Here is a 22,918-nt window from a genome sequence, read left to right on the forward strand (position 1 = left end):
TCAAGGAGACGGGCATACAAAGCGGATACATTCGAAGCGCCGCTCGCCCGGGCTGACGGCCGCGGTCCGCGACGTAGGGTTGAAGGAGCGGTCGAGGTGTTCCACAGGATGTGTGGTGGGGAGAGCCGCGATCGTCGAGATGGAGCGGTGCGGTGAAGGAAGATCGCAGAATCCGGCTGTGGAGCGAAATCGTCGAGCAGGCACGTGGTGAGACGATCACAGTCGGTCATGTCTGCGCCGCGACGATCAGCGCTGCCGGGGTCGGAGCAGCGGCCGTCACGATGGTCCTCGACGCGAGCCCGCGCGAAACCGTTTACGCCAGTGCTCAGCTCGCTTCGGACATGGCCGAACTGACAGTGACACTGGGTGAGGGGCCGGAATCCCTGTTCGACAGCCCCTGCCTGGTGGCGGATCTTGCGACTGCCGAGCATCAGGCGCGCTGGCCGGCCTATGCGCCGGCGGCGGTGGCCGCGGGAGTCCGCGCGGTGTTCGCCTTTCCGCTGCGTGTCGGCGGAGCAGTCGTCGGGGGCATGGCTCTGTACCGCGCTGAGCCCGGCCGGCTCCACCGTGACCAATTGGCCGACTCACTGGTGCTGGCGGACACTGTCCTGGCGCTGCTGCTCGACACGGGGCGCAACCCGCCGCCCTCGGTGGACGGCCGCTGGTCCGAGCAGACCGGCCCGTGGCATCCCGAGGTGCACCAGGCCACGGGAATGATCTCCGTGCAGCTGGGAGTGACCGCGGCGGTGGCACTCGTACGTCTGCGGGCGTACGCGTTCTCGCAGGACCGGCGGTTGAGCGAGGTCGCCCGGGACGTGGTGGCCCGGCGCCTGCGATTCGACGGAAGCGAGTCCCAGGCATGAATTCGTTCGTTCCTTTCCTCCCTCAACACCGGGCAGCACGGCGGCTCATGCTGGTGCAGACTGCGGAAATTCTGAAGGACGCAGGTGAGTGACATGGCACAGGTCCAGCTGACCGATGTGTTTGTAGAGATGGCTGACACGTTCGTCGACGACTTCGACGTGATCGATTTTCTTCACAACCTGACGGGGAGGTGTGTGGAGTTGCTGGGCGTCACCGCTGCCGGGCTCATGCTGACCGATGAGCGTGACAAGCTGCAGGTGATCGCTGCCTCCACGGAGCAGACACGCCTGCTGGAGCTGTTCCAGCTGCAGACCGATCAGGGCCCCTGCGTCGACTGTTTCCGCAGCGGTGAACCCGTGTCTGTGGCAGATTTGCGCTCCGCCGGGCAGTGGCCGCACTTCACCGCTGCCGCCGCGGAGGTGGGCTTCGCTTCCGTACACGCGTTGCCTATGCGCTTGCGCACCGAAGTCATCGGCGCGCTGAACCTCTTCCATACCGAAGCGGGCCGCCTGGATGAGGAGACGCAGCGCGTGGGCCAGGCCCTGGCCGATGTGGCCACCATCGGGCTGCTGCAGCAGCGCGCGATTCAGCACCGGGACAGCCTCACCGAACAGCTGCAGACCGCATTGAACAGCCGTGTCCTGATCGAGCAGGCCAAGGGGACGCTGTCCGAGCGGCTGGGCCTGGAAGTGCACGAGGCCTTCGTGATACTCCGCAGAGAGGCCCGCTCGCGCAATCAGCGCCTGTCTGATTTCGCCAGGGCCGTGCTGGAGGGCTCCGCAGAGGTTCAGGCAGAGCCCGGCGAGGCAGCCCGCTGAGATGCCCGCCGGACACGGGGTGAGCAACAGACGAGCGTGTGGCCCCTGTCCGGCCTTCGACGTGCTCCTCCTGGCGTGAGTCCGGGGATTCCGGCCCGGTTCGTCTGCCCTGCCGAAGGCGCGGCCGTCGAGGAGTGCGCCGCCCCTCCCCGTCCCGGGTGGAAGGGGGAAGGGCGTGCGTGCTTCAGTGGGCGTCGGTGAGTTGTCCGGCGAGGCGGTCGTGCATGGCTGCGCTGGGCTTGTTGAGGCCGACGATGGTGACCTTCTTGCCGCGGGCCGCGTATTTGGTCTCCACCGCGTCGAGGGCGGCGACGGATGAGGCGTCCCAGATGTGGGCGTCGGAGAGGTCGATGACGACCTCGTCGGGGTCGCCCTTGTAGTCGAACTGGTAGACGAGGTCGTTGGAGGAGGCGAAGAACAGCTCCCCCGTGACCGCGTAGACCGCCTGCTTGCGGTCGGGGTCGACGACACCGGAGACGTTGACGAGGTGGGCCACGCGGCGGGCGAAGGCGACCATGGCGACGAGCGAGCCGACGACCACGCCGACGGCCAGGTTGTGGGTGGCGACGACGGCGATCACCGTCACCGCCATCACGACGGTCTCCGAGACCGGCATGCGCTTGAGCGTCCCCGGCTGGATGGAGTGCCAGTCGAAGGTGGCCACGGAGACCAGCACCATGACCGCGACCAGCGCGGCCATCGGGATGCCGGAGACCAGCGGGCCGAAGGCGATGCACAGCACCATCAGGAAGGCACCGGCCAGGAACGTCGACAGCCTGGTACGGGCCCCGGACGCCTTCACGTTGATCATCGTCTGGCCGATCATGGCGCAGCCGCCCATGCCGCCGAAGAAGCCGGTGACGATGTTGGCGACGCCCTGCCCGATCGACTCACGCGTCTTGCCCGAGCGGGTGTCGGTGAGGTCGTCGACGAGCTTGGCGGTCATCAGCGACTCCATCAGCCCGACCAGCGCGAACGCCAGCGCGTAGGGGGCGATGACGGTCAGGGTCTCCAGCGTGAAGGGCACGTCCGGGATTCCCGGCACCGGCAGCGAGGAGGGCAGCGCGCCCTTGTCGCCCACGGTCGGCACCGCGATGCCGGCGCCGATGGTGATCACCGTGAGGATGACGATGGAGACCAGCGGCGCGGGCACGGCCTTGGTGATCCGGGGGAAGAGGACCATGAGGGCCAGGCCGCCCGCGATGAGCGGGTAGACCGCCCACGGCACGTCCGTCATCTCCGGCACCTGCGCCATGAAGATCATGACGGCGAGGGCGTTGACGAAGCCGACCATGACGCTGCGCGGTACGAACCGCATCAGCTTCGCCACGCCGACAGCGCCCAGTACGACCTGGATCACGCCGCCGAGGATGACGGCGGCGATCAGATGTCCCAGCCCGTACTCGTGGTTGAGCGGTGCGATCACCAGGGCGATGGCGCCCGTGGCGGCGGAGATCATCGCCTTGCGGCCGCCCACCACGGAGATGACCACCGCCATGGTGAAGGAGGCGAACAGCCCCACACTCGGGTCGACCCCCGCGATGATGGAGAAGGAGATCGCCTCGGGGATCAGCGCCAGAGCGACGACCAGACCCGCCAGCACCTCGGTGCGGAAGACCTTCGAAGAGCTGAGGAAGTCGGGCCGGCCGAGCCGGTGCAGGGACATGCGCGGCCCGTTGGCCGCGGGTGTTTCAGCGGACATGCATCCGTTTCTGTTCAGGCGCGCGAGCGGATCGCGCGCGTCGAGCGTTCTACGTCAACTCCGCAGTGAGCGGAGGACGCTCTCCCGGCCGGAGGGCGCAGCCGTCTCAGGGCACCCGGCGCGGACTTCATTTCCGGGACGGAGTCCAGAAGGGGGGCGGCTCTCAGGGCCGCGAGGTCGGGCATCATTGCCCGGAAGGTCTGTGACCCCCTCGTGAGGGAGCCGGGAAGCGAAGCGGGGCTCCACCCGCGAACGCAACTCTACCCTGACGTGAGAGGCGACTTCATCCGGGGCACCTGTGAACCGTGCGACACAGGCCGCACTGCCGTGCGGTTCCGCCTCCTCGGACAGCAGACCGACCGACATCTGCCAGAGATCGACAGGGCCGCCCACAGGGCCCCAGAAGGAGAGCGTGTGCCGATGGCGACGGACCGCCGGATGCAGATCGGCGAGGTGGCCGAACGAACAGGTCTGTCACTGCGCACGATCCGCCACTACGAGGACGTCGGTCTCGTCACCCCCTCCGCACGCAGCAAAGGCGGCTTCCGGCTCTACACCGAGTCCGACATCGACCGGCTCATGGTGATCCGCAGAATGAAACCGCTGGACTTCTCGCTGGAGGAGATGCGCGACCTGCTGCAGATCACGGACCGGCTCAGCACCGAGGACCAGGACGAGAGCGAACTGCAGCAACTGCGCGACCGGTTGGACACCTATCGGAAAGTGGCCGACGCACGCTGTGAGACGCTGCGCGCCCAGCTGATGGCCGCCGAAGACTTCGCCGCCACGCTGCGCCGCAGACTGAAGGACGCCGGCTGAACGGCCGGCCTCACGGGGGAACGGCTCACGGGGGCACGCCTCACGGGGAGTTGCCTCAGCAGCTCCGTCAGCGGTCCGCGACGCCGGGTGGGTTCGCGCGTGGAGCCATGTCCTCGACAGAGCAGACGGCGAAGGAACCGGGGCCTTGCAACCCTCACATCATGTGAGAGTATCGGGACCGGTGGGCCGGGTTCCCGTCCTGGACCGGTGAGCTACCGGCCCGCTGCGGTTCCGGCCCGGACCCCCGTCGTGCCGGAACCGCGCCGCCGGCACGGCCCCGGCGCGCTCTCCTCTCCTGGTGCGGTGCTATTCGTGGGCGGCGATGAGGTGTTCCAGCGGGGAGCCGGGGAATTCGCGCTCGAAGGAACCGGCCTGCCAGCGGCTGGGGAAGAGCGCCAGCCACCGCCCGTCGCGGGTACGGGTCATGGCCTCGCCCTGCACCAGCCGGGACCGGTTCAGCGCCTCGGCACCCGCCTTGTCGGTGGCCCGTGCCAGCCGGTACGGCAGCGACTCCAGCCTCACCGGCGCGGTGAACTCGTGCTCCATCCGGTGCGCCACCACATCGAACTGCATGGGCCCCACGGCGGCCAGCACCGGCGACTGCTCCCCGCGCAGTTCGGAGGTGAGCACCTGCACCACACCCTCCTCGTCCAACTGCGCGATGCCGCGCCGGAACTGCTTGGAGCGCCCGATGTCGAGCGGACGCGCCACGGCGAAGTGTTCCGGCGCGAAGGTCGGCATCGGCGGGAAGACGGCACGCTTCCCCGTATAGAGGGTGTCGCCCACCCGCAGTGCCGTGGCGTTGACCAGCCCGACCACATCGCCCGGATAGGCCGTCTCCACGGAGGAGCGGTCCTGACCGAACGCGCTGTGCGCGTACTTGGTCGCGAACGGCTTGCCGCCCTGGGCCCGCGTGACCGTCGACCCGCGCTGGAAGACCCCGGAGCACACCCGCAGGAAAGCGATCCGGTCACGGTGCGAACGGTCCATGTTCGCCTGGACCTTGAAGACCAGACCGGCGAAGTCCGCCTCCACCGCCCGATGTCCGCCACCCTCCAAAGGACGGGCCGAAGGTGCCGGCGCCATGTCGACCACCGCGTCCAGCAGCAGCCGTACACCGATGTTGGAGACCGCCGCCCCGAAGAAGACCGGAGTACTCCTGCCCGCCAGGAACTCCCCCTGATCGTGCACCGCCCCCGTCCCCTGAAGCAGCTCCAGCTCCTCGGCCGCCTGCTCCCAGTCCGCCCCCTCCTCCAGAGCGGCCCGCTCAGCCGTGAGTTGCTCTTCGACCGCCTCCTTGGTGCCGCCGGGCGTGCGGGTGTAGCGCAGCATCCGCCCGGGCTCCCGGACATCGATCAGGCCGCGCAGATGCCCCGCGATGCCCACCGGCCAGGTCACCGGAGCCGGCTTGAGCCGGAACTCCCGCTCGACCTCGTCCAGCAGCTCCAGCGCCTCACGTCCGGGACGGTCCCACTTGTTGATGAACGTGATCACCGGGATCCCGCGGTGCCGGCACACGTCGAAGAGCTTGCGCGTCTGCTCCTCCAGCCCCTTCGCCGCGTCGATGAGCATCACCGCGCAGTCCACGGCCGCCAGCACCCGGTAGGTGTCCTCGGAGAAGTCCGCGTGCCCGGGAGTGTCCAGCAGGTTCAGCACCTGCCCGCGGTGGGCGAACTGCAGCACCGCCGAAGTCACCGAGATCCCCCGGGTCTTCTCCATCTCCATCCAGTCCGACGCCACCCCCCTCCGGTCGCCCTTGCCGTGCACCGCACCGGCCGACGTCAGCGCACGGGCATGCAGAGCGAGCGCCTCGGTGAGCGTGGACTTGCCCGCATCCGGATGACTGATGACCGCGAACGTACGCCGACGGGCCGCCTCAGCACCCACCTCCACCGCCGTCACCGGGCCACCCCGGAACCGCACCGCGCAGCGGCCCCGGTCAGCCGCGCCGGACGACCGTGCGGGGGACGCGTGAACGCCTCCGCCGATGCCGGCTCCGCACGCAGGTCCTCACACCGCACGTCCGTCTCCTGCCAGTACTTGCGCAATCTGCCCATCACTTCCTCATACGCGCTCTCATCCGAGAGGGGCTCACAGGAGGCCGTGCCCGGAAGCAGCTCCAGCATCGCCGCCGGACAGCGCCCATCCTCCAGACGGAAGCCGGAGGTCTCCGGGCAGAAGCCCGGAGGCCATCCGCCGCACCAGCTCCAAGCCGACGGACTTCAGGCTCCGAACACAGCCGGAACCGCCCTCACTCCGCTCGGCCGGGCGCACCACCACGACCTCCCCGTAGTGCCGGATCGTACGCAAGGACAGCCCGGTTCTCCCGGCCACCTCACCGCTCCCCGTCGGCTTCCGCGCCGCCACCTCCACCATCCCCTTCAGCTCAGAACCCTACTCTCACGTCAGGGAAAGGTTGCAAACCGTGGGAAGTTCGCCGATAAGGCGGACACCGGATGCCGGGTACGAGGAGCGGTGGTGGGCACCGCTGCCCGGTCCGGGCCGCGTCGAACGGCTCCGGGCGTTGAACGGCTCGGTCGGGTTGACGGCTCGGTCAAAGGGCCAGGGAGCGCACCGGCGGCAGGCGCGCGCACCGGCGGCAGGCCCGGGCCGAGCTCGCGATGACGGCGTGGGACAGCGCGGCGAGGCAGCAAGCCAGCCCGGTCAGCGGCCAGTTCTCGGCGAGCAGTGAGGCGGTGGCGAGGGCGAGGGTGGCGACGGCCATGGACACGCTCGCTGTGGTGCCCGTCCAGGCGACGGTGAGGGGCAGCCGCTGGGGGGTCGGCAGCCAGCGGGCCAGGGTGCCGGTGGCGGCCAGTGCCGCCGCCGCCAACAGGACCGCGAGGCCGGAGACCGAGGCCAGGTGGAGCGCGAGCAGCCGCGCGGTGCGCTGCACCGGGGAGTCGTGGATGTCACCGGCGTTCTGCGCCAGGTACCAGCATGCGATCAGGAAGGGGGCGGTGAGGGCCACGGCGCGGGCCGTGTGCTGGACCTGGGCGATGGTCAGTTCGCGCTGACAGCTCTCGGCCAGGTCGTCGGCCGGGCCGAACTCCTTCACCGCCTGGCGGGTCGCGTGCTCGTACGGCACGCCCCGGTGTCTGAGCGCCGCCACCGTGTCGGTCAGTCCGTCGCGGACTTCCGCGACCATGCGGGACTTGGCCCGGGCGGGGCCGTGCAGGGCGGCGTCCAGCGTGGTGACGTACTCCTCGACGGGATCGTTCCGGCCCCCGGGCTCGGCGCCCCCGGTCCGCTCACCCGTCGTGGTCATGTCGCCAGCCCGTTCGGCCGGGTCTGCGCGGGATACGCGGGATGCGCGGGGTTGAGGACAGAACCGATCGCTTCGGTGAAGTCCCGCCAGGCCGTGCGCTCCTTGGCCAGGTGGCGCTGCCCCGCGTCGGTCAACTCGTAACAGCGCCGCTGCCGTTGACCCACGGCCTCCCAGCTGCTGCGCAGCAGGCCGAGCCGCTCCAGCCGGTTCAGCGCCGGGTAGATGGTGCCCGTGCGCAGTTCGAGTACGCCACCGCTGCGCTCCTGCACCGCGGTGATGATCGCGTAGCCGTGCAGCGGGGCCGGTTCAAGGACCGCCAGAAGCAATCCGTCCAAGTGTCCGCGTACCGCATCCTGCCTCATGCGTAGCCAGCCTACACGTGGGTCGGGGACATGTAGGCCGCCTACCCAAACCGACCTGAGGCGTGCTACTCATTCTTAAGTTGGTAGCCAACCTATTGCCAGGCAATCCTGAAGGGAACACCGATGACCAAGCTGCTGCTGTCGTTGCACGTTCTGGCGGCGATCCTGGCGATCGGCCCCGTCACGGTCGCGGCCTCGATGTTCCCCCGCTACGCCGGACCGCACGAACCCGACGGCGAAAGCACGCGCGACCACGACATCCGCACCGCGGCGTTGCTGCACAGGATCTGCCGCGGCTACACGGTCCTCGGCATCGCCGTACCGGTCTTCGGACTTGCCACCGGCGCACAGCTCGGCGTGCTGACCGACCCCTGGCTGCTGGCCTCGATCGTGCTGACCGGGATCGCCGCCGCCGTCCTGCTGACGGCGATCCTGCCCGGACAGCAGCGGCTGCTGGACGATCCGGTGGACGTGAAAGCGGGCACGAAAGCGGGCACGGACACGGACGTGGAAGCGGGCGCGGAAACGGACAGGGGCACGGGCACGACACGCGGTGCCGCAGTCGGCACGAGCAAGGCAGAGGCGCGACGCTCGGCAGCGGCGAGGCTCTCCATGACCACCGGGATCTTCAACCTGCTCTGGGCGACCGTCGTCGTGCTGATGATCGTCCGTCCCGGCTCCACCACGGGAGTGTGATCCCTGTGCGCACTCTGCGGATCGCGGCGACAGTCGAGGCCGTCTCACTCACACTGCTGCTGATCAACCTCGTCACCGTGCACACCGCGGTGATCACTTCGATGGGCGGCCCGGTGCACGGCACGGCCTACCTGACGACCATTCTCGCCGTGCGGCTCACCCCCGCTCTCGCCGTCCCCGGCGTCACCGCACTCACCCTCGTACCCGGCGTCGGAGGGCTGCTCGCGCTGCGGCGGATCGAACGGCAGCCGCAGTTGAAACCGGCCCGCTGAGGGGCCCGTTCGCTCCGGCCGCCCGGCCGGCGATTCCCCGGCCGGCACGCCCCTCCTCGCAGGATCACTCGTGCCGGCACTCGGCGCGGTTCCTGCGTGACATGAAACTGCACCTGCCGCATGGGCCCCACTGCGTCCGGACGGTCCGCGCCCAACAGGACTGGACTGCCGGGGACTCCTCGCCCGTTTCTGCCGGTCCTGAAATCCAACCGGTACCACGATGCAAATCGCGCACCTGCCGACGCCCGGTGCCGCATACGAAAGAATCCGTGCCCGGAATGGCCGGGGCATTCGGGAATATGTCACTCCGCTTTGCGGACGGCCTTTGCATGAGCGATGCATAAGCGGCGGCATCGAAACCCTCTGACTCGGCGTCATGTGACACGGCGTTGTGAAGTTGTGGGCGCTCGACAAATTCGCAACGGGATATATGGGCACGACCCGGCACCGAGCGGGACGATCTTGAATGGCCCCCGGTCTCGTGGCCGGGGTAATGTGCCGCCTGGCCGGCGGCATGAGAGGTCGACACCTCTCATCGAACTTGCACAATGCCCCGGCTGGACAGGCACTGCGGCAAGCAGTTGCAAGTCGCCATCCGAGCCCCGACGGGGCCGGTGGTACGGTCCGGCCCGCCCGCCGGTTGACGTGGGCGTTCGAATCGCCCTGCAAATTCCGAAGGTTGCCCTTATTCATGCCAGAGTGTTGCGCGATGCTCCTGCGGCTCGCCCCTTGTCATTGCAGCGAGATACCCGCCCCCAGTGGCCTGCCCAATCCGCCGGGTATCCGCGTGTCACCGGCATTTGATCCTCGGACCAACTGACGGAGCCACGCAGTGAGAATCTACCGCCGGCTCGTTCTGCTGGTCGCGGTCCCGCTCGCGGTGGCCGTCACCTTCTCCGTGCTCGCTCTTGCCCCCTCGGGGCAGCAGGCGCTGCAAGCTCACCGGCTGGCCAACATGGTCGAAGCCGCCGCGGCCGCCAACGAACTGACGCACAGGCTGCAAGGTGAACGTACGGCTGCCACCGCGCTGGTGACCGGTCAGGGCGACGAAGCCGGCTTCCGTAAGACGATCAACGCCACCGGCGAGAGCACCGACAACTTCCGTGCCGAGCGCGGCCAGTTGTCGGACGTACCCGAGAACGCTCAGGAAGCACTCGGTCGCATCGACCGGGCCCTGAAGCAACTGCCCACCCTCCACGCGCAGGTGCGTTCGGGCAGCAGCTCGCTCTCCGCGCTGACCTTCAGCTATCGGATCGTCATCGCCGACCTGGTCGCGTACCGCGAAGGCATCGCCCAGGCCCAGGGGGTGGACGCCGACATCGCCGACGAGATCCGCGCCGGCGCCGCCCTCTCCGAAGCCACCGAGCACATGGGCCAGCAGCAGGTGACGGTGCTGCAGGCGCTGGCCGGAGGGGGATTCACCCCCGTCTCACAGCGCACCTTCGAGGCCACCCGGCTCGGATACGCCGAGTCGACGGGCACCATGTTCGACCTCGGTCCGCAGGAATGGCGTACCTGGCTGGAGAAGGGCGTCTACGGCCCCAAGGCTCTGGTGGCGCAGCGGCTCGAGGACGAGGTGAGCCGCACTCCGGCCAACGCCGAACTCTCCGTCTCCGCCGACACCTGGCTGGACGCGACCTCGCACCGGTTGTCGTTGCAGCGTTCGGTGGAGCGGAGGATCGACGACTCCGTCCTCAGCACGGTGGAGGACAAGCGCACCGAGCTGATCTGGTGGGCCGCCGGCCAGGCGCTCCTGGTGCTGTTGACGCTGGTCGGCGCCGTCTTCGTCGCCTTCCGTCTGGGCCGCGTGATGATCCGCAGGCTGCAGGACCTGCGGGACGCCGCGAACGACATGGCGTACAGGCGGCTGCCCGAGGTCACCGCGGAGCTCTCCCAGCCGGGCGCGCTCAGCGGTGCCACGCCCGATCAGGTCGCCCAGCGGGCGGGCAAGCCGGTGACCACGACCGGCGAGGACGAGATCGGGGAGGTCGGCGAGGCGTTCAACTCCGTGCACCATGAGGCCGTACGGCTGGCCGCGGAGCAGTCCGACGCGCAGGACCAGTTCGCCGAGACGCTGGTGACCGTGGCCCGCCGTGGTGCGCAGCTGACCAGCGTGATGGTCTCCGAGCTGGATGTGATGCAGCGCGACGAGGCCACCCCGGAACGGATGAAGCTGCTCTTCGCGCTCGACCATCTGGCCAACCGGATGGAGCGCAACACCAACAACCTGCTGGTGCTGGGCGGTTCAGGACACGGGCGGGCACGCACGAGCGATGTGCCGTGCTCCACGGTGATCATGGTGGCGGCCCAGCAGATCGAGCAGTTCAACCGGGTCGAGACCGGGGTCGTCCAGTCCGGTATCGACATCGCCGCCCGCGCCGTGCACGACCTGGCACACATCCTGGCCGAGCTGCTCGACAACGCGACCCGGTACTCGCCGCCGGAGGCCAGTGTCGGAGTGGCGGCCTGGCGACTGTGGGACCGCGCCGTCGTTCAGGTCGTCGACGACGGTGTGGGCATCAAGCCCGAGCGGCGGGCCGAACTCAACTCCCTCCTCTCCGAACCGCAGCAGCGGGTCGGGGGCGTGCGGTCCATGGGTCTGCACGTCGTGGCGCAACTGGCCGCGCGGCACGGCATCTCGGTCGAGCTGCGTGCTTCGGAGAGCCCCGGCACCATCGCCGAGGTCATGCTCCCCGCCGGTGTGCTGGGTGCCGATCCCCCGCACGGGGCGCCGCAGTTGCCGACCGGTGCCCGCTCCGGCCGTACGGACGGGGCGCCTTCCGAGGCCGGGGCGGCCGAGTTCGCCGCCGGGACCGCCCGAGGAGCCGAACGGGACAGCGGACCGTCCGTGTTCGACGTGCCCAGGAGCGCGGCTGGGCGCGGCCGGTCGATGCCTCAGCGGGCCGACGCCTGGGCGAGTGGCACGGCCGAGAGCCACCACGACTACAGCGCCTCCGCCGGCGAGGAGAGCCGGGAGACCGCTCGCGCCCATGACGGGACCACGCTGCTGGGGAGGGTGCCGCCACCCGGCACCCGTCCACCGTTCGGGCAGCGTTCCCACAGCGGGTCCGGGTCCGCGGCGCAGGAGCCGGCGCCCAGTCCGCAGGGTGCCCAGGAGCACTCCGGAACACGGTCCGAACCGGGGCCCGCGCACACCGCCGGGGTGAGCGCCGCGGGACTGCCCGTACGGCAGCGCAAGCAGCCGGACGGGCAACGCCCGGCCCGCGCCCGGAGCCACGGCGGTGACGGCGGTGACGGCGGTGACGGCGGTGACGGCTCAGAGGCATCGACGACCGCGTCCAGGCCTCGCTCCTCGCCCCGCCGCAGGGACTCCCGCCAGATCTCCGACGTCCTGACCGCATATTCGCAAGGCATCAACAGGAGCACGAGCCGCCGAGAGCGCTCTGCCCCCTCGAACCCCCGCGGTTCGGCGAATGGCGATGCCGACGACACTCAACGGAATACCTGATGAGCCGATCGATCGATCTGAACTGGCTGCTGGGCGACTTCGCACGGCGGCTTCCGGAAGTCACCCAAGCCGTCGCCGTTTCCGTGGACGGGCTGGCGCTCGCCTTCACCGGCGTCCCCCGCGATGACGCCGACCGGCTGGCCGCGATCGCGTCCGGCATCGTCAGCCTGCTCTCCGGGGCCGCCGAACTGACGCGGACGGACCCCGTGGAGCACAGCCTGACCGCCATGGAAGGCGGCTACATGTTCTCCATGGCCGTCTCCGGGGGCGCGTCGCTGCTGGTGTGCACCACGAGGGAGGCGGACATCGGGGAGGTCAGCTTCATGATGTCGGAGCTGATCAACCAGGTCGGAGACGCGTTGTCGCCCGAGGCCCGGGACGACGACCGCCAGGCCGCGCCCCGCTGAGCCGCTCCACCGCCGTATCCCCGTTCACCCCGCCACACCGATCCATCGGAGTCCTCGAATGTTCAAGAACGCACGTACAGCACGGGTCAGAAGAATACGGACATCCTGCGCGGTGGCCCTCACCCTCGCGGTGACCGCCACCGCGGGGTGCAGCGGAGAAAGCAGCTCCGACGACGGCACCGTGACGGTCGGCCTGCTGGCCTCGCTGTCCGGCATCTACAAGCCGGTGGGCACGGAGACACGGGACGGCTTCAAGCTGTACCTGGACACCCACGACGGCGAGCTGGGCGGGCGCAAGATCGACCTGAAGGTCGCCGACGAGGGGGACGGCCCGCCGACGGCACTGCCGGCGGCCAAGAAGCTGATCCAGAAGGACCAGATCGACATCCTGACCGGCCTCACCGGCGGCGGCACCGTCAAGGCTGTGCTTCCCCTCGTACAGCGCGGCAAGATCCCGCTGGTGGGTTCGAACGCCCGTCCCCCGGTCAAGGACGGCGAATACGTCTGGCACACCAGCTTCATGTCGGACGAGGCGGGTGCGGCCATCGCAGAGCACGTCAAGGAGACGGTGAACGGCCCGGTCTACGCGATCGGCCCGGACTACCAGGGCGGCCACGACCAGATGCGCGGCTTCACCACGGCCTTCGACAAGGCCGGCGGCGAACTGGCCAATCCGGACGGCAGGACAACCTGGACGCCTTTCCCCAAGACCACCAACTTCGCGCCGTACTTCTCCAAGATCGCCCAGTCCGGCGCCAAGGCGATCTACTGCTTCTACGCCGGCAAGGCCGCCATCGACTTCGTGAAGCAGTACGCCGAGTCCGATGTCGCCGATCTCCCGCTGTACTCCCCCGGGTTCCTCACCGAAGGCTCCACCCTGCCCGCACAGGGCAAGGCGGCCGAGGACATCTACTCGGTGCTCAACTACTCCGCCGACCTGGACAACGACGCCAACCGGAAGTTCGTCTCCGACTGGACGGCCAAGCACGACGCACCCCCCACGAGCTACGCGGAGGCCTCGTACGACGCGGCGGCCACGCTGGACAAGGCGATCGGGGAAGCCGCCAAGAAGGGCGAGGTGAACTCCGAGACGATCAACAAGGCCATCGCCGGCCTCGGCAAGATCGACAGCCCGCGCGGCATCTGGGAGTACAGCTCGAAGACGCACACACCCGTGCAGCAGTGGTACCTGCGGCAGGTGCGCCCCGACGGCAAGCAACTGGCCAACGTCGTGGTCAAGGACTTGCCGACGCTCGGCAGCTGACGTGGACGTACTGGACGCGCAGCTCGTACCGGCGGTCGACGGCGTGGCCTACGGGCTGCTGCTGTTCGTCGTGGCCGCCGGTCTGAGCCTGGCCTTCGGCACGGCCGGTGTGCTGAACCTCAGCCACGGCACGCTGTACGCCATCGGGGCCTACACGGGTGCCGAGTTGAGCGACGGCACCTGGCAGGGCCTGTTCCTCGGCCTGGCAACCGGTACGGCACTCGCCGGGGCCGCCGGGATCCTGCTGGCGGTGCTCACCGCTCCGCTGGTGCGGCGCGGCCATCTCGCCCAGGCGCTGCTGACCTTCGGGCTGGCGCTGATCGGCGGCAACCTGCTCATCGAGTACTTCGGTTCCGACGCGATACCCGTGCGGATACCCGAGGCGCTGAACACGTCGGTGAACCTGCTCGGGCACCGCTACCCGGCCTACCGGCTCGGGTTCATCGTGATGGCGCTGCTGCTCGCGGCGTTCGGCACCTGGGTGCTGACCCGTACCCGCGCCGGGGCGGCCGTGCGCGCCGCGGCGGACGACTCGCAGATGCTGGCGACCACCGGCCGCAGCCCGCGGGCCGTGCACGCCGGAGTGCTCGCCGCCGCCGGGGCGCTGGCCGGGGCCGCCGGGGTGCTCGGCGCGCCGATCATCGGCCCGGGGCCCGGCACCGGTGACACGGTGCTGATGCTGTCGCTGGTGGTCGTGGTGCTGGGCGGGCTGCGCTCCCTGTGGGCCACCCTGTTCGCCGCCGTCGCCGTGGGCCAGGTGCAGACCCTCGGGGTCTCGGTTGCCTCCGACTGGGCCCCGTACCTGCTCTTCGCCGCCATGGCCCTGGTGTTGACCGTACGGGCGCACCGCAGCGCGCTACCGGAGACCGCCGGCCACGACGCCGAAGCACCGTCCACCGGCCCGGTCGCCCGGCTGCTGCGCCGGCTCGGCCCCGCCCGGAAGCCACGGCCGGATTCCGCGCAACTGCAGCCGGCACCACCGACGGTGGAGGGAACCCAGAGCCCGGGCCGGCCGGAGGGGAGCACCGGCTCGCGGCGTACGGCACTGGTCACCGGGCCGGCCTCCGGACCGGTCCGCCGGCTGGCCCGGCAGACGGCACCGGCGCTCCTGCTCCTGGTCGCTCTCATTCCGCTGCCGGTGCTGCTGTCCCCCTACGCCCTCTCGCTGGTCGGCTACGCGCTGGCACTGGGGCTGCTCGCGGTCAGCGTCACCGTCCTGACCGGCTACGCGGGTCTTCCCACTCTGGGCCAGGCCGCTCCGTTCGCCGTGGGCGCCTATGCCACGGCGCTGCTCGCCGACGCCGGCTGGACGGTGGGACCGGTCCAGGTGCTTCTCTCCGCGACGGCTGCCGCGCTGTTCGCGCTGGTCACCTCGCCCGCGGTGATACGCGCCCGGGGCACGACCGTACTGATGATCACCCTCGCCATCGGGGAGCTGACCGTCGTCGCGGCGGGCGAACTCAAGTCCGTCACCGGCGGCACCGAGGGGCTCATCGGCTTTCCGCCAACCCGGGCGCTGTGGGGCGGCGAACCGCTCATCGACGAGAGTCCCGCCTACAACTACAGTCTCGCGGTGGCTGCCTGCGCCATCGCCCTCACCCTTTTCTTCCTGCGCTCGCCCGCTGGGACGCTGTTGATCGGTACGCGTGAGGCCGAGGCCCGCATGCGCGCTTCCGGCCACCCGGTGGCCCGCTACCTCCTGCTCGCCTACATCGGTGCCGGAGCCCTCGCGGGCATCGGGGGCTCACTGCTGACCACGGTGCAGGCGTACGTCTCACCGGCGGACGTCGGCTTCGAGATCGCCGCGTTCGCACTGCTGGCGGCGGTCATCGGCGGAACCCACTCGGTTCTCGGCGCGATGTTCGGCGCCGGGCTCATCGTCTTCATCCGGGACTGGCTCTCAGCGTCCTGGCCCGGCCACGGGCCGTTCCTGCTGGGCGTGCTCTTCGTCGTGACCGTCTATCTGCTGCCGCACGGCCTCGCCGGGCTGCGCCAGGCCGTCCACAACCGCTGGTTCCCGGAACCCAGGGGCACCCCATGACACTTGACCACCGCCGGTCCTGCCGCGGCACTTCCACGGCCGGACGTCCCGAACCGCGCCGGGTGGTGATTCCGTGCTGACGCTCTGCGGCCTCACCCGCCGCTACGGCAGTCTCACCGCCGTGGACGACGTGAGCCTGCGGCTGCCCGCCGGCGCCCGCCACGCCGTGATCGGCCCCAACGGCGCGGGCAAGACCACCCTGCTGAACCTCATCGCCGGCACCGAACGTGCGGACAGCGGCCGGATCCTGCTGGCTGCCGCGGACCGGTCCGTCGGCGCAGGCGGAGCCGGGGGCGCGGACGGAGCCGGGGGCACGGACGGAGCCGGGGGCGCCGGCCACCCCGACGGTGTCCCCGCCCCGCCGGACACCGACATCACCCGGGTGGCGGCCGCCCGGCGCAGCCGGCTGGGCATCGCCCGCAGCTACCAACAGCCCTCCGTCATCGCGGGGTTGTCCGTGGTGGACAACATCGTGCTGGCCGGCTGGCGGCATCATCCCCCGGGCAGGGCCGCCTGGCGGCGGCCGTCACGCAGACGGCGGCTGCGGGAGTTCGCCATGGACCGGCTGGAGGCCGTCGGCCTCGCCGGGGTCGCGGACCAGCCGGCGGGCGGGCTCCCGCACGGCCGGCGCCGGATGCTCGATCTCGCCGCCGCGCTGGCCGGGCAGCCACGGCTGCTGCTGCTGGACGAGCCGGCGGCCGGGCTGACCGACCGCGACATCGGCCGTCTGGTCGGCCTGCTCCGGGACATCCCGGAGCAGGTCGCGCTGCTGCTGGTCGAGCACCACATCGAGGTGGTGACCGAACTCGCCGACACCGTCACGGTGCTGGCAGCCGGCCGCGTACTGGTGAGCGGCAGCACGCACGAAGCGCTCAGCGACCCGGAGGTCCGCGAGATCTATCTGGACACCGTCCCCGCCTCCGTCGAGGCGCCGGCACGCAGCGGCCCTGCGGCCGTACCGGCGCGAGAGGATGACCACGGATGCTCGAACTCACCGGACTGACCGCCGGCTACGGCGGCGGAACCGTGCTGCACGGGCTGGATCTGACCGTGCCCACCGGCACCGTGCACGCGGTCGTGGGCCACAACGGCGCCGGCAAGACCACCCTCGTCCACACCGTGGCCGGTCTGCTGCGTCCCAGCGCCGGCTCGGTGCGGGTCGACGGGCGGGACGTCGGCGGCCGGGCCGCGCACCACGTCGCGCGCGCGGGCATCGGACTGGTGCCACAGGGGCGGCGGGTGTTCGCCGGCCTCACGGTGTCGGAGCACCTGCGGCTGTCGTACCGCCCGCCGCGCACGGAGAAGGGCGGCGCCGGCCGTGCCGCTCGCGGGGAGCGGACCTGGACGCCGGAGAAGGTGCTGGAGCTGCTGCCCCGGCTGGGCGAACGCCGCAGGCACCGGGGTGCCGACCTGTCCGGCGGCGAGCAGCAGATGCTTGCACTGGCCCGTGCTCTGCTCGGCACCCCCCGGGTTCTGCTGCTGGACGAGCCGACCGAGGGCCTGGCGCCGGTGGTGGTGCGTCAGATACGCGAGCTGATCGGCACCCTCGCCCGGCAGGGCATCTCCGTACTGCTGGTCTCGCCCTCCCCCACCCTGGCGGTCCAGTGCGCCGACACGGTCACCGTGCTGACCTCCGGACGGCTCACCGAGCCGCTCGACTCAGGTCCGCTGCGAGCCGATCCCGGCGCGCTGCATGCCGCACTGGAGCTGACGCCCACCACTGCGGCCGCCGACGGGCCGCTCGGGTCGGCGACGAGCGCCCCCCGGGAACGGACGGGGTCCGGGCGGGCCGGGGAGAACCGGCTTCCCTGAGATCCGCCCGACGCCCGACCGCCCGACAGCTCGGCTGCCGGAGCGGTGCTCACCGCCCCTCCCCTGCCCCGGGCGGCGCCCGGTCTGCGGATGCGCCGTCCGGGCTCGCCGCCGTCCGAGGAGCATGCACACGCTCCCGCGGAGGTCTCAGGTCCGGCCGTGCCCGGGTCAGTCGCGGCGCAGTGCCTGGCCGCCCAGGCTGCCGCCGGGCGCCGAGCCACGGTTCTGCTCCTCCCACCAGGCGTGGAAGTCCGCCTCCCGCATGGCCGACCAGTCCGGCGTCCGTACGACCTGCGCTTCACCCATCCGACGCGCCAGGCCGACCATCTGACCGCCGACGAGGCTGCGGCCGTGGTCGTAGGCTGCCAGGATCTCCCGCCGGCTGCCCCCCGAGCGCCATGCCCTCTCCAGGGCCGCGGCGTCCTGAAGGGCCTTCACGCTGCCGGCTCCGATGTGCGGCCGTGCCACCGTGGCCGCGTCCCCGGCGAGCAGCAGCCGCCCGCGCGCGTAGTGCGGTACCGACAGGTCGTAGATGGGCTGGATGAACGTACGCTCCTCAGGGCTGCGCAGCACGCACTCCGCCCAGTACGGCGGGAAGTGCTCCGCCACGAGGTTGCGCAGATACGCCGTCAGCTCCGCGGTCACCTTCCCCGGCGGCAGCGAGGTGGGGCTGCGCAGCTCCGCGTCGAGGCCGGAGTCCGCGGGCGGGCGGGTGTAGAGCACCCAGTTCATGCGGTGCCCCTCGTTCCGGTCCGGTATCAGGTACATCATGCAGTGGCCGCCGGGGAAGACGACGACGCGCGCCTCCTCGTCCCCGCCGGGGGGCAGATCCGCGGGTGCCTGTGAGGTACCGCGCCAGCCCAGGTAACCGGCGTACGCGGGGGCGAGTTCGGGGAACATCGCCTGCCGGACGACCGAGCGGTAGCCGTCCGCGCCGATCACCAGGTCGAAGTCCTCCTCGCTGCCGTCCGTGAGACGCACGGTTGCCCGGTCGGCTTCGGTGGCCACCCGGGCGACCTGGGTCTCCGTGCGGAAGTCCGTGCCGTCGGGGACCCGCCGCCGCAACTCGCCCCACAGCGCACCCCAGTTGTACGCGCGGAAGGGGAAGGGCTGGGTGGTCAGGCTCCGGCCCAGGTCCCTGGCACCGTCCCGCACGGTCCACAGCCGTCGCGACAGCGGCGCCCAGGGCATGTCCCGTGTCATGTAGCCGGCGGCTTCGAGTTCGTCGAACCGGTCGTTGTGCACACCGATACCGACGCCGCGGTCGCGCAGTTCACCGCCCGCCCGCTCGAAGACGGTCACCTTCTCCGCACCGCCGCGGGAGGCCGCCAGTGCCATCGCGCAGCCGGCGATGCTGCCGCCGACCACGGCGACCCTGACTCCACCCATGAGACGCGCTCCCCAACTCGCCGACCGGAGAGTGAGGTTCGCACACGGCCGGGGGCGGGTGGACGGCGGGGTGTGCGGCGTGTGCCTGCCTCCCCGGGCCTGCTCCGCGCTGCCGGTCAGCGGGTGGCGGTACGCGCGGCGGTGGCAGACAGGCGGGTGGACGGGCCGGAGCCGTGCCAGCCCAGCCCGGCCTGCGCCATCCGTTCCAGGGCGGCGGCGAGGACCTGCGACCCCACGCCGAGGTAGATGCGGACGACGTCCTGCGACGTCCGTACGGGTCGGCCCGGCGTGCTCATGTGCCCCTCCCCCAGGAGCACTCCGGCATGTTCGAGGCAGTGCCGGCGGAAGTCGCCGTGGGAGCCGCCCGCCCCCGGGAAGGAGTACGAGGGCGGTACGGGCAGGAGCAGGTACGGGCCGCATTCTCCGGCGACGAACGAGTCCGCGGGATAGTGCAGGTCCCGGCGAATCCGCTCGGCGACTTCGGCGCGGGTGACGGCGTAGGCGGCGCGCTGCTCGGCGAGGTGGGTCTCGGCGGCGGGGTCGGCCAGCCAGGCGGCCATGGCTGCCTGGAGGGGAACGGCCGTGGTGTAGGTGTGCTGGGGCAGCAGCCGGGCGTAGAGGTTCTCGAGGGTGTCGGGCGCCGCGACGGCGGCCCCGACTCCCCACCCGTTGCAGTTGAACTGCTTGCCCATGCTTCTCGTGGCGAGCCAGCGGGGACGCTCCGCCCCCGGCGGGAGTGACGTGATCTCCTCCAGCAGGATGCGCAGCGCGGGCGTGGGTGTGACGGCGGGGTCGTGGACGGCGTAGTAGGCGTCGTCCACCAGCACATGGGCGTCGAACGCGAGCGCGGCCCGCACCATCTTCCGCACGGCGCCGGCGCTCCAGTTGGCCCCGCTCGGGTTGTGCTGCGCGTTGACGATCAGCAGGACCGCACCGCTGGTGTCCCGGCGGGCCCGGCGAAGGCCCTCCTCCACCTCCTGTGCGTCCGGCTGGTATCCGCCCTCGGGGGTGAGGCCGAAGTGCCGGATCTCGTATCCGAGCGGAGCGAGGACGCCCGGGTAGTCCCAGCCGGGTGAGGCGCACAGGGCGATCGGCGGCGCGGATGCCGCCGGTCTCTCCTCGGTCAGCAGGCGGCCGAAGTCCCGCATGGCGGAGCGGGTACTGCCCGCGGTCCCGGCCACCTCGAAGTCCTCGCCCAGCACGGCGGTTTCGGCCAGGCGGTGGGTGCGGGTGACGTAGTCGCGCAGGACGCGGCGCAGCGCGGGCAGACCGTAGGGGGTGAGCTGGTAGCCGTGTGCGTGCGCGGGCACGTCTCCGAGTGCGGCGAGCAGGCCGGGAGGCGGGCCCTGCCAGGTCTCGCCCAGCGAGAGGTAGAGCACGCGTGACAGGTCGTGGCCCTGATCGCGGTGGCCGCGCAGCAGCGGCACGTCGCCGTAGGGGCTGGCGAGGTCGGACGGCCCGGCGATGTCCTGCAGTGACTGCATCGTGGTGCGCTCCTGAGAGATCGGTCGTTGCGGGAGGAAGGTCTCGCCCACGGCAGGACGGTGCGCTTGCTCTGCGACGACACGACCGACCCCCGTTGACTGTGGCGCGAGCTTGTCATTGACACGTCAGATCATGAACCCGGCGAGGGCGATCTGTGAGCGGCGGGTCAATGCCTCCGCGGGCCGGCTCGGCACCGGCGATGCACATGCCGAAGTCCCGTCTGCGACAAGGGACTTCAGCTCCACGGGCGTGAAGACCACGGACGGGACCGCACCCGTGCTGCCGTCCGCCCCCGGACGCCCGTACTGGGGCGCCACTGCGGCCGCCCCGGTCGAGGAGGTGTTCGCACCGCGCCCCCGCGTGGCCGGTGCCCTGAGCCGGAGTTCGTTGGCAGTATGCGGGAATGGAGATGCGAGCGGGCCCGGTGACGGTCCACTACGTGGAGCACGGGAGGGGTCTGCCCGCGGTGGTGCTCCACGGCGCCGGCGTCGACCACCGCGAGGCCGAGTCCTGCTTCGAGCCGGCTCTCGATGACGTGGCGGGTCTGCGGCGGATCTATCCCGACCTCCCCGGCATGGGCCGGACGGACGCTCCCGAGACGCTGCGCAGCGCCGAAGGCGTCCTCGAGACGCTGCTCAGCTTCGCCGACGAGGTCACCGGAGGGACTGCGCACCTCCTCATCGGGCACTCGGCGGGCGCGTACTACGCGCGGGCGATGGCCGACAGACACCCGGCGCGGGTCGCCGGCCTGGCGCTCGTGTGCCCGCTGTTGCCGGGACTGCGCGACGTCCCGGAGCACCGCGCCGTCGCCGGGCCGGGAGAGATCGGGGACGAGGTCTTCCGGAGCTACTTCGTGATCCGCACCCCGGAGATGCTCGAACGGTACGAACGTCACGTCGCCCCGGCCGCCGCACTCGTGGACGAGGCGGCGCTCGCGCGCATCGGCGAGCGGTGGGAGCTCACCGCGGAGGACGCGCCGCCCTATCCGGGCCCGGCAGTGGTCGTGGCGGGACGGCTGGACTCGACGGTCGGGTATGCCGCCGCCACGGACCTCGCCGAGAGCTACCCGCACGCCTCGCTCGCCGTGCTCGACGACGCGGGACACGCCCTGCCCCACGAGCAACCGGAACTACTGCGCGCCCTGCTCACCGAATGGGTCGCGCGGGTCGAGCTCGCGAACTGACCCCGGAACAGCAGACGGTCCGCGCCGAGCAGACGGTCCGCGCCGGGCAGATGGGACCGCCCGGGACTCGTTATCCGGTCGCAACTCTTTCACCAGCGACAACGTTGGCACGTGATGCGAGGATTCAGCGCGACTCGCCCTTTCGGGTGCGGCTTCGCCGAACAACCCTCCTGGAGGCTCGAAGGTGTCTGCGCGTATCACGCTTCGTCCGGCCGCAGTTGCTCTCCCCCTTGTCCTGGCGTCCGGCCTGCTGGCTGGCTGCACCAGCACCAAGTCCTCCGGCGGGGGAGGATCGGAGGTGCAGCTCGTCGCGCAGGACAAGCTGACGGTGTGCACCCATCTGCCTTACGCGCCCTTCCAGTTCAAGAAGTCGGGCGAGGTCGTCGGCTTCGACGTCGATGTGATGGACCTGGTGGCCGAGAAGCTCAAGGCCGACCAGAAGATCGTGGACACGCCCTGGGAGGGCATCCAGTCCGGCGAGGACCTCAACGCCAACAAGTGCGACGTGGCCGCCGCGGGCATGACCATCAACGACGTGCGCAAGAAGAACCTGGACTTCTCCGCGCCGTACTTCGAGGCCACTCAGGCCCTGATCGCCGAGAAGGGCGCCAAGTACTCCTCGCTGAAGGACCTCAAGGGCAAGAAGCTCGGTGTCCAGGCCTCCACCACCGGTGAGGAGTACGCCAAGAAGCAGGCCCCCGAGGACGTCGAACTGGTCCAGTTCGAGGATGTCGCCCTGCTGCTCACCGCGGTCAAGTCCGGCCAGGTCGCCGCGGGCATCAACGACAACGGCGTGCTCTACGACTACGTCAAGACGAACCCGGACACGGAGGTCACGGCCGAGTTCGACACCGGCGAGCAGTACGGCTTCGGCGTACGCAAGGGGAATTCCGCACTGCGCAAGCAGATCGACGAGGTGCTGAAGAAGGCCAAGTCCGACGGCACGTACGACAAGATCTACAAGAAGTGGTTCGGCACCGCGCCCGAGAAGTAGGCCCCCGGCCCGGCCCCCGATCAGGCCCGAGGACCGGGAACCGCCGCCGCACAGACAGCAGTTGAGGAGTTGC

At 70.7% G+C, this 22,918-nt stretch carries 19 protein-coding genes; 13 read left to right on the top strand and 6 right to left on the bottom strand.

What is annotated here, in order from left to right; all coding sequences use genetic code 11:
- The first annotated feature begins 152 nt into the window (after positions 1 to 152).
- Both H343_RS0123855 and H343_RS0123860 read left to right on the top strand, forming a co-directional pair.
- Complete coding sequence (locus tag H343_RS0123855; protein WP_028433180.1) at positions 153 to 863, top strand: ANTAR domain-containing protein; 711 nt, start codon at positions 153 to 155, stop codon at positions 861 to 863.
- A 93-nt stretch (positions 864 to 956) separates the two neighbouring features.
- A complete protein-coding gene (locus H343_RS0123860; protein ID WP_037904937.1) occupies positions 957 to 1,682 on the top strand; it encodes a GAF and ANTAR domain-containing protein in 726 nt (241 codons plus the stop codon).
- Positions 1,683 to 1,866: 184 nt separating this feature from the next.
- Here the strand turns inward: H343_RS0123860 and H343_RS0123865 are convergent, their stop codons facing one another.
- Entirely contained in the window at positions 1,867 to 3,384 is a 1,518-nt protein-coding gene (locus H343_RS0123865) for a SulP family inorganic anion transporter (RefSeq protein ID WP_078506073.1), read from the bottom strand.
- 420 nt (positions 3,385 to 3,804) lie between these two features.
- On the opposite strand from H343_RS0123865, the gene H343_RS0123870 reads away from it, so the two are divergent.
- On the top strand, positions 3,805 to 4,203 hold the full coding sequence (locus tag H343_RS0123870; RefSeq protein WP_028433183.1) for a MerR family transcriptional regulator: 399 nt from the start codon (positions 3,805 to 3,807) through the stop codon (positions 4,201 to 4,203).
- A 306-nt stretch (positions 4,204 to 4,509) separates the two neighbouring features.
- Here H343_RS0123870 and H343_RS0123875 read toward each other — a convergent pair whose 3' ends face one another.
- The 3 genes from H343_RS0123875 to H343_RS0123890 all read right to left on the bottom strand — a co-directional run bounded on the left by H343_RS0123875 (position 4,510) and on the right by H343_RS0123890 (position 7,833).
- Complete coding sequence (locus H343_RS0123875; protein WP_028433184.1) at positions 4,510 to 6,105, bottom strand: peptide chain release factor 3; 1,596 nt, start codon at positions 6,103 to 6,105, stop codon at positions 4,510 to 4,512.
- 652 nt (positions 6,106 to 6,757) lie between these two features.
- Complete coding sequence (locus H343_RS32565; RefSeq protein WP_037904922.1) at positions 6,758 to 7,471, bottom strand: permease prefix domain 1-containing protein; 714 nt, start codon at positions 7,469 to 7,471, stop codon at positions 6,758 to 6,760.
- Positions 7,468 to 7,833 carry a helix-turn-helix transcriptional regulator gene (locus tag H343_RS0123890; RefSeq protein ID WP_028433185.1) on the bottom strand — a complete coding sequence of 122 codons (366 nt, stop codon included), beginning with the start codon at positions 7,831 to 7,833 and terminating at the stop codon, positions 7,468 to 7,470. The genes H343_RS32565 and H343_RS0123890 overlap by 4 nt, the downstream gene beginning before the upstream one ends.
- 123 nt (positions 7,834 to 7,956) lie before the next feature.
- Here H343_RS0123890 and H343_RS35030 point away from each other — a divergent pair, with 123 nt between their 5' ends.
- The 8 genes from H343_RS35030 (at position 7,957) to H343_RS32585 (ending at position 17,794) form a co-directional block, all read left to right on the top strand.
- Positions 7,957 to 8,529, top strand: a complete 573-nt coding sequence (locus H343_RS35030) for a hypothetical protein (protein WP_028433186.1) — start codon at positions 7,957 to 7,959, stop codon at positions 8,527 to 8,529.
- A gap of 5 nt (positions 8,530 to 8,534) precedes the next feature.
- Complete coding sequence (locus H343_RS0123900) at positions 8,535 to 8,801, top strand: DUF3817 domain-containing protein (RefSeq protein ID WP_028433187.1); 267 nt, start codon at positions 8,535 to 8,537, stop codon at positions 8,799 to 8,801.
- A gap of 832 nt (positions 8,802 to 9,633) precedes the next feature.
- Positions 9,634 to 12,270: a nitrate- and nitrite sensing domain-containing protein gene (locus H343_RS32570; RefSeq protein WP_051265931.1), complete on the top strand. Its 2,637-nt coding sequence runs from the start codon at positions 9,634 to 9,636 to the stop codon at positions 12,268 to 12,270.
- A complete protein-coding gene (locus H343_RS0123910) occupies positions 12,270 to 12,677 on the top strand; it encodes a roadblock/LC7 domain-containing protein (RefSeq protein WP_028433188.1) in 408 nt (135 codons plus the stop codon). The genes H343_RS32570 and H343_RS0123910 overlap by 1 nt, the downstream gene beginning before the upstream one ends.
- Before the next feature lie 58 nt (positions 12,678 to 12,735).
- Positions 12,736 to 13,941, top strand: a complete 1,206-nt coding sequence (locus tag H343_RS0123915; protein WP_028433189.1) for an ABC transporter substrate-binding protein — start codon at positions 12,736 to 12,738, stop codon at positions 13,939 to 13,941.
- A gap of 1 nt (position 13,942) precedes the next feature.
- Positions 13,943 to 15,982, top strand: coding sequence for an ABC transporter permease subunit (locus H343_RS32575; RefSeq protein WP_051265934.1), 2,040 nt, complete (start codon positions 13,943 to 13,945; stop codon positions 15,980 to 15,982).
- A gap of 73 nt (positions 15,983 to 16,055) precedes the next feature.
- The gene (locus tag H343_RS32580) at positions 16,056 to 16,985 is read left to right on the top strand and encodes an ATP-binding cassette domain-containing protein (RefSeq protein WP_051265937.1); all 930 of its coding nucleotides are present in this window, start codon (positions 16,056 to 16,058) and stop codon (positions 16,983 to 16,985) included.
- Positions 16,964 to 17,794, top strand: coding sequence for a branched-chain amino acid ABC transporter ATP-binding protein (locus H343_RS32585; protein WP_078506074.1), 831 nt, complete (start codon positions 16,964 to 16,966; stop codon positions 17,792 to 17,794). The genes H343_RS32580 and H343_RS32585 overlap by 22 nt, the downstream gene beginning before the upstream one ends.
- Positions 17,795 to 17,962: 168 nt before the next feature.
- On the opposite strand, the gene H343_RS0123935 is transcribed toward H343_RS32585, so the two are convergent.
- Together H343_RS0123935 and H343_RS32590 are read right to left on the bottom strand one after the other, a co-directional pair.
- The gene (locus H343_RS0123935) at positions 17,963 to 19,183 is read right to left on the bottom strand and encodes an FAD-dependent monooxygenase (RefSeq protein ID WP_028433190.1); all 1,221 of its coding nucleotides are present in this window, start codon (positions 19,181 to 19,183) and stop codon (positions 17,963 to 17,965) included.
- 116 nt (positions 19,184 to 19,299) lie between these two features.
- Positions 19,300 to 20,667, bottom strand: a complete 1,368-nt coding sequence (locus H343_RS32590; protein ID WP_051265940.1) for a pyridoxal phosphate-dependent aminotransferase — start codon at positions 20,665 to 20,667, stop codon at positions 19,300 to 19,302.
- Between the two features lie 404 nt (positions 20,668 to 21,071).
- On the opposite strand from H343_RS32590, the gene H343_RS0123945 reads away from it, so the two are divergent.
- Together H343_RS0123945 and H343_RS0123950 are read left to right on the top strand one after the other, a co-directional pair.
- Entirely contained in the window at positions 21,072 to 21,851 is a 780-nt protein-coding gene (locus tag H343_RS0123945) for an alpha/beta fold hydrolase (protein WP_028433191.1), read from the top strand.
- Between the two features lie 196 nt (positions 21,852 to 22,047).
- A complete protein-coding gene (locus H343_RS0123950) occupies positions 22,048 to 22,845 on the top strand; it encodes a basic amino acid ABC transporter substrate-binding protein (protein WP_028433192.1) in 798 nt (265 codons plus the stop codon).
- Positions 22,846 to 22,918 lie beyond the last annotated feature (73 nt).

Source organism: Streptomyces sp. TAA204 (assembly GCF_000424965.1).

Bases quoted from the DNA above. Each gene is read 5' to 3' on its own strand.
- H343_RS0123860 (WP_037904937.1), top strand. From the start codon at position 957: ATGGCACAGGTCCAGCTGACCGATGTGTTTGTAGAGATGGCTGACACG.
- H343_RS0123865 (WP_078506073.1), bottom strand. From the start codon at position 3,384: ATGTCCGCTGAAACACCCGCGGCCAACGGGCCGCGCATGTCCCTGCAC.
- H343_RS0123870 (WP_028433183.1), top strand. From the start codon at position 3,805: ATGGCGACGGACCGCCGGATGCAGATCGGCGAGGTGGCCGAACGAACA.
- H343_RS32565 (WP_037904922.1), bottom strand. From the start codon at position 7,471: ATGACCACGACGGGTGAGCGGACCGGGGGCGCCGAGCCCGGGGGCCGG.
- H343_RS0123890 (WP_028433185.1), bottom strand. From the start codon at position 7,833: ATGAGGCAGGATGCGGTACGCGGACACTTGGACGGATTGCTTCTGGCG.
- H343_RS35030 (WP_028433186.1), top strand. From the start codon at position 7,957: ATGACCAAGCTGCTGCTGTCGTTGCACGTTCTGGCGGCGATCCTGGCG.
- H343_RS0123910 (WP_028433188.1), top strand. From the start codon at position 12,270: ATGAGCCGATCGATCGATCTGAACTGGCTGCTGGGCGACTTCGCACGG.
- H343_RS0123915 (WP_028433189.1), top strand. From the start codon at position 12,736: ATGTTCAAGAACGCACGTACAGCACGGGTCAGAAGAATACGGACATCC.
- H343_RS32585 (WP_078506074.1), top strand. From the start codon at position 16,964: ATGCTCGAACTCACCGGACTGACCGCCGGCTACGGCGGCGGAACCGTG.
- H343_RS0123935 (WP_028433190.1), bottom strand. From the start codon at position 19,183: ATGGGTGGAGTCAGGGTCGCCGTGGTCGGCGGCAGCATCGCCGGCTGC.
- H343_RS32590 (WP_051265940.1), bottom strand. From the start codon at position 20,667: ATGCAGTCACTGCAGGACATCGCCGGGCCGTCCGACCTCGCCAGCCCC.
- H343_RS0123945 (WP_028433191.1), top strand. From the start codon at position 21,072: ATGGAGATGCGAGCGGGCCCGGTGACGGTCCACTACGTGGAGCACGGG.